The organism is Paenibacillus sp. MDMC362 (assembly GCF_003269305.1).
Taxonomy (GTDB): domain Bacteria; phylum Bacillota; class Bacilli; order Paenibacillales; family Paenibacillaceae; genus Paenibacillus_AQ.
Genome location: NZ_QLYT01000079.1, coordinates 1 through 14,023, shown reverse-complemented (window position 1 = coordinate 14,023; position 14,023 = coordinate 1). Strand labels below are relative to the sequence as shown.

The window sequence follows — 14,023 nt, the reverse complement described above, 5'->3', positions numbered from 1 at the left end:
GAACGGGCGTCGAATTGGGGAGGGGTCTTAGTCCGATGAACAGGATGCAGGAGCTGACAACGATTGTGAACGGGATGACTCCCGCCGATTTGCGAATGTATTACCAAGGCGGGGACCAGAGGGCGTTCTGGGAAGGCATTCAGCGAAGCGGGGATTACGAGCAGGACATATCCGAGATTCGCGAGGAAGGGGAACGGCTGCTATCTTTCCCGAATCCGCCGCTGACCTATGACTTATTCACCCGGTTTGCCCGGCATGGAACGAGGCTGGACTATGAGAGGGTCTATTTCGAGCGAAGGCTCCGGTTGAATACGTTTGCCCTGCTGGTCCTTCTCGAGCCTGATAACGAAGCGTACCGGACGGCTCTCCAGGAGATGGTCTGGTCCATCTGCGATGAGTATACCTGGTGTTTACCGGCGCACCTGAATGCGGAATCGCCGGGCGGCATCAAAGGGACGATTGATCTGTTCAGCGCCGAGACCGGGTTTACCCTCAGCGAAATCCGCATGCTGCTGCGGGACCATCTGCCTTCGCTGCTGATCTCAAGAATCGAGGAGGAGGTTGAAGCGCGGTTGTTCACCCCTTTCCTAAGTCATGAGCACGGCTGGGAGACCGCGACGCATAATTGGTCTGCCGTCTGTGCCGGTTCCATCGGCTCTGCCGCGCTGCTGCTTATGGAAAGCGGGGAATCTCTTGCGAAGATTCTGCTGAAGACGGAGCGGTGCATGGATTATTATCTGCAGGGCTTTGGCCCCGATGGAGCTTGTCTGGAAGGGCTGGGATACTGGAATTACGGGTTCGGGTATTTCGTGTATTATGCCGATTTGCTGCGCAAGCGCACCCGAGGCGAGATGGACTGGTTCCGTGCAGAGAAGGCAGGCCGCATCGCCTTGTTTCAGCAAAAGGGCTTTTTGGGAGGCAAGGCCGTCGTCAACTTCTCCGATTCGCAGCCGGAAAGCAAGGTGCATATCGGCTTGTCTCATTATCTGGCCGCATTGTACGCAGACTTTGAGTCTCCGCCGCAGTCTCTCCGGTCGGCTTACCGCGACGACCATTGCAGCCGCTGGGCTCCGGCCTTGCGTAACCTGATCTGGCGAACCCCCTTGCTGGAGGGAAGCGATTGGGGAGAGGCGAGTTATTATTTGCCTGATGCCCAGTGGCTGATCTCACGCAGCTCCCATGGAGACGAAGTGTACGCGTTTGCCGCCAAGGGCGGCAGCAACGGCGAGCCGCACAACCATAATGATCTGGGGCATTTTATCCTGTACGGCGCCGGGGAAGTATGGTGCTCGGACCTCGGCTGCGGCGAGTACACGGCCGAGTATTTCGGCGAAGGACGGTACGGCTATGATTGCAACGGCTCCCAAGGCCACTCCGTGCCGATCATCGACGGCCATTACCAGCAAGAGGGTTCGGATAGCGCCGCGGTTGTATTGGAAGCGGTGGCGGGCGAAGCCGTGGATCGGCTTGCGCTTGAGCTGGCCTCGGCCTACCGGGTTCCGGCGCTTCGGGCATTCACAAGGACGCTGGAATGGAACAAGGAGGGGAATCGGCCAGAGCTGACGCTGAGCGACCGGTTTACGTTCGATTCACTCCCGGAGAGTCTGGTGGAGCGGATCGTCACCAGGATACAGCCCGAGCTGGTGCTGATGGATGGCCGCTGGGCTGTTGCGTTACGGGGAGCGGCAGCTGATGACCGAGTAGAGACAGAGGGACCGGAAGCCGTTGAGGTCTTGGAAAAGACGGCGGGGCTGACAGCAGCAGAAGAAGGGACCGGTGGGCAGCCGGCTCAGGTTCTAGATGGTGATCGGGAGGAAACGGCTCAGCACCGAGGAGAAAACCGAGAGCAACTCAAGGCTAAGGATTCTATTCCGGAGTCTGCCTTTTCCCGGGAAAACAGGCCCGGCCTGTTGATCTACTATGACAACGATCTGGTAGAGCCTGAGCTGACAGGCCATGTCTTCCGTGACCACTTTGGGAAGGAAGCATCTTGGTATGCCGTGGATTTTAAAGTGAGAGCCCCCGGCTTGCATACGAATATCGATTTCAGATTTCAATTCATATGAACAGGAGTGGAGAGGAATGAAAACAGAGATCGCTTTGGAATGGTTGACGGAGGCCTGGGAGAAGTCGCTTGCGAAAACGCGGCGAAACGTAACGCGGATTGGGGCGGGGTTTCCGCATGCCAGCCAGAATGGAGTCTACCAGCTGGAGCCGCCGCATTGGTGGACGGCCGGCTTCTGGCCTGGGATGCTGTGGCTTCTGTACAACGACAGCGGCCGGGCGGAGTTTAGAACGACCGCCGAGCAGTGCGAGCTCATTCTGGATGACGTGCTGAACCAATATGTACGATTGGATCACGATCTCGGCTTCATGTGGACGTTAACGAGTATGGCATCCTACAAGCTGACCGGCAGCGAAGAGTCCAAGGTACGCGCGCTCAAGGCGGCTAACTACCTGGCTGCACGCTTCAACCTGAAGGGCCAATACATTCGAGCCTGGAATCCATGGTCGGAAGGGGAGGATAACGCCGGACTAGCCATCATCGATTGCGCCATGAATACGCCTTTGTTGTTTTTGGCCTCCGAGATCAGTGGCGATCCCCGCTACCGGCATATTGCCGAAGCCCATATGGACACGGTGGTCCGGGACTTCGTCCGGCCGGACGGTTCCGTATATCATATCGTTCGATACGATCCGGCTACCGGTGAACGTGTGGAAGGAATCGGCGGGCAGGGCTTTGCGCCCGAATCCGCCTGGTCCAGGGGGACGGCGTGGGCGATCTACGGCTTAACGCTTGCCTACCATCATACAGGCAAGTCGATATACCTCGACACCGCCAAAACGGTGGCGCATTTCTTCCTGGCGAACCTTCCGGAAGACCATGTGCCGTACTGGGACTTCCGCGCGCCGGATGAAGCCCGCATCTATCGGGATTCGTCCGCCGGAGCCTGCGCCGCCAGCGGGCTGCTGCTTCTGGCCGACAAGTTGGATCAGGGACAGGCAGCCGTATACCGGGAATCCGCGGTCCGGATTTTGGAATCACTGTACCGGAATTACGGTACATGGGACAACGATGGGGAGGAAGGCTTGATTCTTCATGGGACCAGTCATTATCCGGAAGGACGGAATATCGACGTGCCCTTAATTTATGGCGACTTTTTCTTTGTGGAAGGCGTGGCGCGGCTGAGAGGGAAGGGGCCGTTTTACTGGGAATGACGGAGATTGAAGCGGACGAATCAGGTACAAGGACAGGAACAAGCAGAAACAGGAACAAGAAACAGCAGAGGAAGAGTAGAGACACAGAAAGAGGGTTAGAGAAATAGAAGCACGAGGAAGTGTATAGTGAGGTGGATTCTCAGGAAGAGAATAAGAGAAGTAGGTTCATAAAAAAAGTACATGCGAGTAAGAGGATAAGAGATGTAGAAATACAGGAAATGAATAAGAGAAGCATTCCGGAAATGGAGTGAGAATGGAAGATGAGCATACAGGCAACGGGGAATCTTGATGGTGGCTTGACCCATCCGGTTGCCCGGAATCCGCTACGGACAAGAGACGATGTGCAGGAAGCACTCACCCAACTGCTCGAGCCTCTGAATAAATGGTACAGCGAGGGGCGAGCCCGATTAATCCTCGAACGATCGGGAGCCGACGCCTATGCCGATATTGCGGAGATGGAGGGTTTCTCGCGAGTCATGTGGGGACTCGTACCCGCCGTTGCCGGCGGATCCCATGGGGATCTGTGGGAGCTGTCTCTCCAAGGGATACGTTCAGGGACGGATCCGACGCATGCGGAGTATTGGGGAAAGGTGAATGATTATGATCAACGGCTGGTGGAGATGGCGGTATTCGGATTGGCCTTCGCCCTCATTCCGGAGCGAATCTGGCAGCCGCTGAACGAGAAGGAGAGGGCCAACCTCTACCAGTGGCTCGATCAGATCAATGATCACCCTTGTCATGATTGCAATTGGCTATTTTTCCATGTATTTGTCAACGTTGGCTTCCTCAAAGCAGGCTTGCCGTACGATGCTGAGCAGCTGGAGAACAATCTCCAGCGCATTGAGGAATTCTATCTGGATGCAGGCTGGTACAGTGACGGAATCGGGGGGCACAGCGATTATTACGTGCCGTATGCCTTTCATTTCTACGGCCTGATCTATGCGCAGCTGATGGGAGAGGAGGATCCGGAACGCACCGGACGCTACAGGGAGCGGGCAGCGTTGTTTGCCCGCGATTTCTTCCACTGGTTCGCCCCCGACGGGGCGGCCGTTCCTTATGGGCGCAGCTTGACGTACCGCTTTGCCCAGTCGGCGTTCTGGTCGGCTGCGGCCTATGCCGGGCTGGAAGGGTTTCGTCCGGGTGAGCTAAAAGGGCTGATCCTGAGAAATCTCAGATGGTGGTTTCAGCAGCCCATATTCGACCGGGAAGGCGTGTTGACGATCGGCTACGCGTACCCAAACCGGATCATGTCGGAGAATTATAACGCGGCCGGCTCCGTGTACTGGTCGCTGAAGACGTTCCTGATCCTGGCTTTGCCGGACGAGCATCCGTTCTGGACGGCCGAGGAGCAGGAACTGCCGGAGACGGGAGAAATTTCGGTGCAGGAGCAAGCGCATCTGGTGTTTTGCCGGGATCAGCAGACCGGCCATGTGGCCGCGTTCAATACGGGCCATCCGTCTACGAACGAGCATACGCATACTTCCGCCAAGTACGAGAAGTTTGTTTACTCAACCGCCTTTGCATTCAGCGTACCGAGGGCGGAATGGGGACTGGCCCAGGGGGCTTACGATTCCATGCTGGCGCTTAGCGAAGGTGATCGGCTGTTCCGGGTCAAGCGCTTATGCGAGGAAACATGGATTCAGGAGCATGTGCTGTATGCACGATGGAAGCCGTGGAGAGACGTGGAGGTACGGACCTGGATAGCTGCGGGGCTCCCTTGGCATATTCGCATCCATCGGATCAGCACGGGAAGAATGCTTGATGCCGCAGAAGGCGGGTTTGCTTTAGGCTTGGGATCGCTAAACAGCTCCATGGCGGGAGAAGGGGCAGCATCGGCTTCCAGCACCTTCGGCACGAGCGCTATCTATGGCATGCTCGGTTACGATACAGCAGAGCTCATCTATCCCCATGCCAATACCAATCTCCTGCGTCCCCGCACCGTCATTCCTACATTGATGGCGGCGCTCGAACCCGGAACGTATTGGCTCATATCGGCTGTGCACGGCGATCCAGGTCCTCACGTCGTCGAAGAGGCTTCCATGGAAGCCGTAACAAAGGGTCTGGGTGTAGAGATTGGCCATCGTGAGATTAAAATAACGACACAGACGGGGAAGGTCATCGTGATTCCGATGAACTGAAGGGCATGCCGTCATTCGCCTTCATATAAATCTAAACCACAAAAGCCGGGGGATTGATAACCCCGGCTTTCGTGCGCTTCATATAAGCACCTCATCCTCCCTGATCGTGGCGATGGGCTGCAAAAATTGGTGATTAAAGGGTCGGAGCTCTGTCCCTGTCCGAGCTTTATTCACCCAATCCGGGTTGACCAAGGCGCTGGTGCCGATCGCAACGAAATGCGCATGGCCAGAAGCCAAGATTCGTTCTGCGACAGCCGGCTCGCCGAGTTTGCCGTTCGCGATGACGGGAACGCCGCCGTATGTTGCGGCAAGCTCGGCTAAGGTGGTCTCGCCTTCAGCGAAAGCGGGGGCGTAAGCTTTGTACTCCGTCGTGTGAATGTAAGATGGTGAGGCCCCGCTCAATTGTTCGAATATTGTTTTAGCCTCCTCAACTCCCTGAGCCCACTTATGATGAAAATCGTTCACCTTGCCCTGGGAAATCCGCACGCCAACGGTATAATCCGGGCCAACGGCTGCCCGAATGGCTTCCAACACCTCAACGACAATTCGAATCCGATTCTCCGTGGCCCCGCCGTATTCATCCGTTCTGTGGTTGGTGTAATCGGTTATGAATTGATCGAGCAGATAGCCGTTTGCCGCATGGATTTCAACCCCGTCGAATCCAGCAGCCTTGGCGCGGAGTGCCGCTTGCGCAAAATCCTGGATCGTTTGTTTAATCTGAGCCTGAGTTAACTCCCGAGGGGTGGCGAATTCTCCGCTTCCTCCATGATCCTCAAGCATGGCGCCCACCGGCTTCACCGCAGAAGGCGCTACCGGGACGAATCGCTCATGCTGAACCAGGGCCCCGGCGTGCATCAGCTGCGCAATGATTTTACTTCCCTCCCGATGAACAGCTTCGATGACAGGCTTCCAGGACGCGGCCTGCTGGTCATTCGCCATGCCGGGCTGGTTGAGATAGCTTTGGCTCTGAACGTCATCCGGATAAAGGCCTTCCGTAATGATCAGACCGAACCCGCCCTTTGCGAATCTCTGATAGTATCGGACCATTCGGTCGTTTGCCAAGCCATTTGGCTCCGCGCTCGTTCTAGTCATGGGCGAGAGTACGGCCCGATTGGACAGTTTCAAAGATCCTAATGAAGCTTCGGTTAGCAGGTTGGGATATGAATGCATGGTTTTGTCCTCCTCATTGGTTGATCAGTCTTATGGCGACCGACGCTGGTTAGTGGGTATGATCTGATTGTATTTCGCATGGTCTATACTGTAAAATGATAGAAATTAATATATGTATCAATAAAAATGATACCAAGAAGGTGAGCTGAATGGACTTAACGGATCTGAGGATGATCGTCATCATTGTGGAGGAAGGCAGCGTATCAGGTGCAGCCGAGAAGATGGGGTATGTGCAATCCAACGTGACGGCGCGCATACGCAAGCTGGAATCCGAGCTGGGTCTTCCTTTGTTCGATAGGCATCCCAGAGGAGTTTCGCCCACGGAGAGGGGGCTCGTTCTCTATCGATATGCCAAGGAGATTCTAGATATGGCTGAGGAAGCCCTTGCCGCCGTCAAAGAGCCGCCCTATCCAAGCGGTCCGCTTGTGATCGGCGTCGTGGAGACGATGGCGACATCGCCGTCCTTCATCCAGGCCTTGTCCCACTTTCAACGAACCTATCCGGAGGTCGCGCTATCTCTCGTTAGCGGAACATCTCCACAGCATCATGAAGGCATGCTCAGCCGTAGATTGGACGGTGCGTTCATTACCGGTGATTATGATATGTCGCTGCTTGTGAGCGAACTGGAAATCCGGGAGGAGGTGTCGCTGCTTGCTTCGTCGGAGGAATCCGAAGAAGAGGGGGCATTCAAGGCATTCGAACTAACGGGTGCTTCTTGGATCGTATTTCCCAAGGGATGTCCGTTCCGGAAGTCTAACGAAGAGTGGCTTAGCAGCGAAGGGATCGCCGCAGCGAACATGATCGAAATCGGCACATTGGAGACGATGCTCGGCTGCGTACGGGCCAAACTGGGCTGCGCGCTTCTGCCGGCATCGGCGATTCCTTGGTCCGATCCAGGATTAACGGCCTACCCCGTACCGGAAGAGTATCGCAGCGCCACGACCCGGCTGCTCCGTCGCAATGAATCATTCCGCAGCAAGGCGTTTGCCGCTTTCGCGGAATGCGTCAGAGAAGCGGGCGGTCTGAATTCGACTGGAATTCAGGCCTCCTGATCTTGAAAACATCTCCCGTTTCCGAAAGCTTGCCAGAAAAGGGCGGGATATTTTCATGAAAAGTGATACAATGATAGAAATACGTAAATGAGGGTAGCGGAAGGATCAACGTTTACCTGGCAGCGAAGTGGGAGTGTGATCGAGAGAATGGAAGAGACGTATACGGCAAAACGGGCAGTCAGCATGGAGGACATCGTACGCGCACACCACGTGCTTCGTGAAGTGATCGTGCGGACGCCACTGCAGCGCGACGCTGTGCTGTCAGCCAAGTATGACTGCGAAGTGTATTTGAAGCGCGAGGACTTGCAGGTGGTTCGCTCCTTCAAGATCCGCGGCGCTTACAATATGATTCGCAGCTTGTCAGACGAGGAACGTGGTAACGGGATCGTGTGCGCGAGTGCGGGAAACCATGCGCAAGGGGTGGCTTTCTCCTGTAATGCGCTGAATATTAGAGGCAAGATTTATATGCCGAGTACAACCCCGAATCAAAAGGTGAAGCAGGTGAAGCGTTTTGGCGGGGGCAGTGTCGAGGTCATTTTGACAGGCGATACCTTCGACGATGCTTATGCTGAAGCGATCAAGGCATGTGATGAGTATGGCATGACCTTTATTCACCCGTTCGATGAAGCGAAGATCATCGCGGGTAATGGCACGATCGGGATGGAAGTCATGGAGGAGCTGGACGCTCCGGCTGATTATATGTTTGTCACCATTGGCGGCGGCGGTCTTGCCGCAGGCGTGGCAACATATGTAAAAACCGTCAGCCCAACGACGCAAGTCATTGGCGTTGAACCGCTCGGCGCAGCGTCCATGATCGAGGCCAAGAAGCAGGGTGAGGTGGTCACCATGCACGAGATCGACAAATTCGTGGATGGCGCAGCCGTTAAGCGTGTCGGGCAGCTGACCTACGATATCTGCTGTGAGCTTGTCGATGACATCGTGACGGTACCGGAAGGCAAAGCCTGCACCACCATCCTGGAGCTGTATAACGAAAATGCGATCGTTGTAGAGCCTGCGGGGTCGCTGGCCGTGGCGGCGCTGGATATGAACCGGGACCGGATACGCGGAAAAACGGTCGTATGCATCATCAGCGGCGGCAATAACGATATCGACCGGATGCAGGAAATCAAGGAGCGTTCCTTGATTTATGAAGGGCTGAAGCATTACTTCATGATCAACTTCCCGCAGCGTGCGGGAGCACTCCGTGAGTTTCTGGAAGAAGTGCTGGGTCCCGACGACGATATCGCACGCTTTGAATATACGAAGAAGCATAACAAGGAAGACGGGCCTGCCCTGGTGGGCATCGAGCTGTTAAGGCCCGAGGATTACGGTCCGCTGGTAGAGCGGATGCAGCGCAAGGGTCTGGATTATACAGAGCTGAACAAGAACATGAACCTGTTCAATCTGCTGATTTAAGAGGCACACAGGGCACGATAAATAGGCACAGACCACGTATAAAAGCCGGATTCTCCTACAAACGGGAATCCGGCTTTTTTGATAGCTATTCATTAGGTTATCGATCTTGTTTAACGTTGGGGAATGGTTTGTGGTTCATTCGTCTAGTCGAGCGGAACCGCCTTCGCACGATACTGCTCCACTTCCTGGGTCAACTTGTCCTTGTTGCTCTCAAGCACTTCAGACCAGGACTTCAGCTTTTTCAGGAGAGCGCTTTTGGAGACGGCGTCGCTGTCCTTGAGCACGCTATCGAAGGCTTGCCGCACTTCCGGATCAAGTAGATTGTCCTCGTACTTGAATAGCGGTGTATTGTTATAACCGTAGAATAAGCTCAGCTCCGTAAAACGAAGCTTCAGCTTCACGTCAGCGGTCCGGTTTGATTTAGGATAAGTCGTGATAAAAGCCTCCTGCGCGAGTCCACGTTCAATGACCTCGGACCAAGGGATGACCAAGGCGGCATCACTGACCGCAGGCTTCTTGGACTCCACAATCATGATGTCGATGTAGGCTTGAAGATCCTTATTGATGTAAGGCTTGTATGGTTTCAGTGTCGTATAGTCGATAATCGGGAAGATGACGCCTTCGGTCGTATACAGTCTGTAGCCGCTATCCCTCAGGTTGATGAGCACCTTCCGAAGCGTGTCGTCCTTGGCTTTGTTAATGGTCGTGTTAATCGGCTCCCCGAATTTGTACAGGTTCATCAGCTTATCCTGAATGCCGATTTCATACACCTTATCGGTTTTTGCCGGGAGTGCATCATTCATCGCATTCTCCAGTTTGAGCACCAGCATGGTCGCCTGATACGGGGTGACGCTGCGGATATGCTTGGTGATGTAAGCCTTGGCATAAGCCACGTCAGTTTCCTTCAGAAGTTTACTGGCTTTGTTGTACACCGCATTGCCGAAGGCGGTAGCTTTGCTTGAAACTGCGGTTGAACCAGCTTGGGATACGGATGCAGGTGCTGCGTTAGCGATGACGCCGGTCTGGATCGTTAGAATAAGTGCAAGGATGGCAGCCATCGCGGATTTTTTGGATTTTGACATATATATTCCTCCCTTACCACACATTACCCTTATCCTATCATCTTCTATAGAACATTAGTTTACAATGTACGAAAAAATATTAAAGATTTTGTTATGCGCAAGCCGCGAATGGATGACGAGTTTGTATTATTTGCTCGAAAAAAGAAGCTTCGTCCCGGCGATTCCGACCAGGAATATGACGAGACTGATCCATGGCGCTATCGTCAGAACCGGCAGCAGCCGCCCCAGCCACACGCCGGCAACCAGAATCAATACGGTGATGGCGACATAAATCCCCATATTGCGGACATTAATCTTGCGTTTGTCCACCTCCGGCTTGAAGGTATCGCTCTTCATCGATCTTAACAATGCGTGGATCAGCACATAGGAACCGCCTGCTATCAGAATCAGGGTAGAAATACGGACCTGCGTCATGCGTTCAACCGGCCCCCCGGCCCACATCGTGATGAACCCGACCAGCGCTTGGACGAAGAAAAACCAGGTTAAAGCAATCCACGGGATCATGAGATGATATTGGAGACTGCTGAGGCCCTTCATTTTTGGCAGCTGTTCTACCAGCTCTTTGCAGTAGGCTTCGGGATCGCTTCCGAATACGTCCTCGGCGCTTTTGCCTTTGGCTTGGGCGTCCAGCAGGTGCTGGGCGATTTCGAGCAGCAGCTCCTCGCCTTTTTGCTCCTGCACCGAGCTGCTGCGGATATAGACCACCATGTCCTGGTAATAGCTCAGGTTGTTTGGTTTCATGGCATCCTGGAGTCGATTGTTCTCTTTAATCATCTGTTTGGTATTCATGTTCACTGTCCTCCGCGGGTTAGAATGTGGTCCACACTATCTTTAAGCGTTCCCCAATGCTCCTTGAATTGTTGTAGAACCTGTCGGCCTTTATCGGTCAAATTGTAGTATTTGCGTGGGGGCCCCCCGGCACCGGGCGCAGGCCGAAGTGTCCCTTCGATTAACTGCTCTTTCTGCATGCGAAGCAGCAGGGGATAAATGCTGCCTTCGCTCACAAACGTTAGCCCGCTGTCTTCCAGCAGCGTGCTAAGCTCATAACCGTATACCTCCCGATGCTCCATGAGCGAGAGAATGCAGCCTTCGAGAATGCCTTTTAGCATCTGACTTTGGGTGGTCATGAATAGGATTATCCTCCTTCAAGTATATTGCTATGCAAGGTAGTTGGTCGTATGGAGGTTAGGCTGCCAATTGAAATGACAAATGGCGAATGACAAACTGTTGACTACCTTGTTATGCAATATATCATACTAACAACATACTTGCAATGCAAGGTAGCTTGATAAATTCCGTGTCGTATTCGTGAACTAGGTATAATTCCGCCGTTCCTATTTCACAATAATAAGCATTCTGAATCTATAGACGACACCCTGATCACTTTAGGGGTAAAAAGGAGGAGTTCTCAGGTGAGTGCTAACTTTTTTGACGATGAATTGCATGGGGGAGACGCGGTGCCGGCCAATGGGCAAAAGGTTGTTGCAGGCAGCAGTACAGCGGATGGGATATTTGGCCAGCCTGAAGGGGGATACGCCTCCGAGGATGATGAAACAGATCTGTCCGCATCAAGCTTATGGGAGAACGACCCCGTCGGGAAGACCTGGATGAATGATTGGAGCGGGCGCGAAGAGACCCATGCGATGTTTCGCCAGAGCTACGAGTAACGCTGAGGGTTCAGTGAAAAGCTGGAAGGAACAATTAATTCGGGCGCGAAGAAAAATGCCATGCGTTGACAATCCATAATCACGATGCTAAGATAAGTTTAATTAATTCATATTAAACTTATCGGAATTATTTATATTATGATTACGGCGTGTTATCGCAAGGAGGAATCGGCATGGAGCGGCAAATTACAATCCGGCATAATCAAGAGGAACTTACGGCAACCATCCATTACCCGTTGAAGGAAGCGGCCCAAGGCGGCCGGTGCAATCGGATCCCGCTGGTCATTATCTGCCACGGCTTCGTTGGAAGCCGGATCGGCGTGGACCGGCTGTTTGTCAAAACGGCACGTGCGTTTGCCGAAGACGGGTACATGGTGATCCGGTTCGACTATATCGGATGCGGGGAGAGTTCGGGCAATTATGGCAGCGAGGGTCTCGACTCGATGATTGCCCAGACGCGTTCCGTCCTTGATTATGGACTCAGCTGCACCGATGTCGATCCGACGCGCATCACACTCATCGGACATAGCTTGGGTGGCGCTGTCGCCCTGCAAACCGCCGTTCGGGATCGGCGGGTGAAGAATCTGATCCTGTGGTCTGCAGTAGGATATCCGTTCAACGATATCGTCAAAATCACCGGTCGCGATGTATACGACACCTCTGTCAAGTCGGGATCCGCCGATTATTTGGGATACTCGTTTACCCCGGTCTTTTTCGAATCGCTGGCACAGGGTCAGCCTTTCCAGGAAGCCATCAAGTTTACGGGCAATGTGCTGGTGATACATGGTACCTCGGATGAAGTCATTCCGGTGGACTACGCATTTTTGTACCAAAAAGTGTTCTGGATGCGCCAGGAAGGCCGCTGCGATAAGGAGATTATCTTCCAGGCCGATCACACGTACTCTGCCGGACCACAGCGCGAGCAGCTGCTTCAGCGTACACGGGATTGGTTGAACGAGCAGGAGAACATTCAGCAGGAATGGCAGCACTGGATGATTTAAGGGAGTTATTTGGCATAATGGGCGATTTAACGGTACAATAGAGTTGTCCCTTGATTTTGAAGCTGGAGGTGGCATCGATGACGTTACCTGCTTTATTTATTGCCCATGGTTCGCCGATGATGGCCCTGGAGGACAACGAGTACACCCGCTTCCTTGAGCAGTTGGGGCGGGAGCTGCCTACGCCTAGGGGCATAGCTGTATTTTCTGCCCACTGGGACGATCCGGATCAGCGGCTTACTGAAGACGCCGAGCATGGCACGATGCATGATTTTTACGGATTTCCGGAGGAAATGTACAAGATCACATATCCTGCCCCAGGCAGCGCAGAGCTGGCAGCTCAGATTCGTCAGCGTTTTGAGGCTAACAATCTGCATGCCAAGGCCGTGACCGGCCGTGGTCTGGACCATGGGGTATGGGTCATTCTGCGCAAAATGTACCCCAATGCGAATATTCCCGTGGTGGCCTTGTCCGTGGACTCCAAGCGCTCGCCACATGAACAATATTCCATCGGTACGATGCTGTCTGATTTGCGTGAAGAAGGTATCCTGATTATCGGGAGCGGCGGTTTGGTGCACAATCTGCGGATGGTGCATGAAAGTGATGAGCCTGATGAATGGGCGGCTGCATTCGATGAATGGATCGCGGAGCAGCTGACGGAATGGAATCTGAATCATCTGTTTGCGTTTGACAAAAAAGCGCCTCATGCCAGCGATGCTGTCCCTTCCTATGGACGGGAGCATTTTGTCCCTTTGTTCTACGCAATGGGTGCTGCCGACAACGGCCGCAAGGCAAAGCGATTGTTTCAATCTTACCAATATGGCAGTTTGAGTCTGAACTGCTGGTCATTCGAATAATGAGATGCCGGGCTTGGTTTACAAGCTCGGCTTTTGTTGTGTTTGGGGGATAGTGTGTGGGATTCAGCTGGCAGTGAGTCGGGGCAGAAATTTTGTGGGAAAAAGCAGAAAATAGTGGGGGGCGTTATTGAATAACCAGTGTACTTAGTCAGTCCGTCGGCCGGCCGGGTAGTATCGGACTGGTCAGTCCGTCTGCCCGGCAGTAACGGACCTCAGATCCGTTATTTTCGCAATACGCTCGCTTTTAGTGGGACTATCGGACACACGATCCGTTAAGTAGCGGATCAGTGCACTCGGTTAGTCCGACGGCCCAGCAGTAACGGACCTCAGATCCGCTATTTTGGCAATACGCTCGCTTTTAGTGGGACTATCGGACACACGTTCCGTTAAGTTGCAGATAATCGGCAAAATGAGGACCTTATTT

At 53.8% G+C, this 14,023-nt stretch carries 12 protein-coding genes; 8 read left to right on the top strand and 4 right to left on the bottom strand.

The window, feature by feature from the left end:
- Positions 1–35: 35 nt before the first annotated feature.
- The 3 genes from DP091_RS29090 (at position 36) to DP091_RS29080 (ending at position 5,357) form a co-directional block, all read left to right on the top strand.
- Positions 36–2,066 carry a heparinase II/III family protein gene (locus DP091_RS29090; RefSeq protein ID WP_113061530.1) on the top strand — a complete coding sequence of 677 codons (2,031 nt, stop codon included), beginning with the start codon at positions 36–38 and terminating at the stop codon, positions 2,064–2,066.
- A 16-nt stretch (positions 2,067–2,082) separates the two neighbouring features.
- A complete protein-coding gene (locus tag DP091_RS29085; RefSeq protein WP_113061529.1) occupies positions 2,083–3,219 on the top strand; it encodes a glycoside hydrolase family 88 protein in 1,137 nt (378 codons plus the stop codon).
- Between the two features lie 260 nt (positions 3,220–3,479).
- Positions 3,480–5,357: a DUF2264 domain-containing protein gene (locus DP091_RS29080; RefSeq protein ID WP_113061528.1), complete on the top strand. Its 1,878-nt coding sequence runs from the start codon at positions 3,480–3,482 to the stop codon at positions 5,355–5,357.
- A gap of 78 nt (positions 5,358–5,435) precedes the next feature.
- Here DP091_RS29080 and DP091_RS29075 read toward each other — a convergent pair whose 3' ends face one another.
- Positions 5,436–6,527 (bottom strand): oxidoreductase, encoded by a 1,092-nt coding sequence (locus DP091_RS29075; RefSeq protein WP_113061527.1) that lies wholly within the window; start codon positions 6,525–6,527, stop codon positions 5,436–5,438.
- Between the two features lie 149 nt (positions 6,528–6,676).
- On the opposite strand from DP091_RS29075, the gene DP091_RS29070 reads away from it, so the two are divergent.
- Together DP091_RS29070 and ilvA are read left to right on the top strand one after the other, a co-directional pair.
- The gene (locus tag DP091_RS29070) at positions 6,677–7,579 is read left to right on the top strand and encodes a LysR family transcriptional regulator (protein ID WP_113061526.1); all 903 of its coding nucleotides are present in this window, start codon (positions 6,677–6,679) and stop codon (positions 7,577–7,579) included.
- 147 nt (positions 7,580–7,726) lie between these two features.
- Complete coding sequence (gene ilvA / locus DP091_RS29065) at positions 7,727–8,995, top strand: threonine ammonia-lyase IlvA (protein ID WP_071221525.1); 1,269 nt, start codon at positions 7,727–7,729, stop codon at positions 8,993–8,995.
- A gap of 143 nt (positions 8,996–9,138) precedes the next feature.
- Here ilvA and DP091_RS29060 read toward each other — a convergent pair whose 3' ends face one another.
- The 3 genes from DP091_RS29060 to DP091_RS29050 form a co-directional block, all read right to left on the bottom strand.
- The gene (locus DP091_RS29060) at positions 9,139–10,077 is read right to left on the bottom strand and encodes a hypothetical protein (RefSeq protein WP_113061525.1); all 939 of its coding nucleotides are present in this window, start codon (positions 10,075–10,077) and stop codon (positions 9,139–9,141) included.
- A gap of 126 nt (positions 10,078–10,203) precedes the next feature.
- On the bottom strand, positions 10,204–10,866 hold the full coding sequence (locus DP091_RS29055) for a DUF1129 family protein (protein ID WP_113061524.1): 663 nt from the start codon (positions 10,864–10,866) through the stop codon (positions 10,204–10,206).
- A 2-nt stretch (positions 10,867–10,868) separates the two neighbouring features.
- Positions 10,869–11,204, bottom strand: a complete 336-nt coding sequence (locus DP091_RS29050; RefSeq protein WP_009592352.1) for a PadR family transcriptional regulator — start codon at positions 11,202–11,204, stop codon at positions 10,869–10,871.
- A 285-nt stretch (positions 11,205–11,489) separates the two neighbouring features.
- On the opposite strand from DP091_RS29050, the gene DP091_RS29045 reads away from it, so the two are divergent.
- From DP091_RS29045 to DP091_RS29035, 3 genes are all read left to right on the top strand, one after another.
- Positions 11,490–11,744 carry a hypothetical protein gene (locus DP091_RS29045; protein WP_113061523.1) on the top strand — a complete coding sequence of 85 codons (255 nt, stop codon included), beginning with the start codon at positions 11,490–11,492 and terminating at the stop codon, positions 11,742–11,744.
- Between the two features lie 173 nt (positions 11,745–11,917).
- The gene (locus DP091_RS29040; protein ID WP_113061522.1) at positions 11,918–12,745 is read left to right on the top strand and encodes an alpha/beta hydrolase; all 828 of its coding nucleotides are present in this window, start codon (positions 11,918–11,920) and stop codon (positions 12,743–12,745) included.
- Positions 12,746–12,822: 77 nt separating this feature from the next.
- Complete coding sequence (locus DP091_RS29035; RefSeq protein WP_113061521.1) at positions 12,823–13,599, top strand: DODA-type extradiol aromatic ring-opening family dioxygenase; 777 nt, start codon at positions 12,823–12,825, stop codon at positions 13,597–13,599.
- Positions 13,600–14,023: the final 424 nt, after the last annotated feature.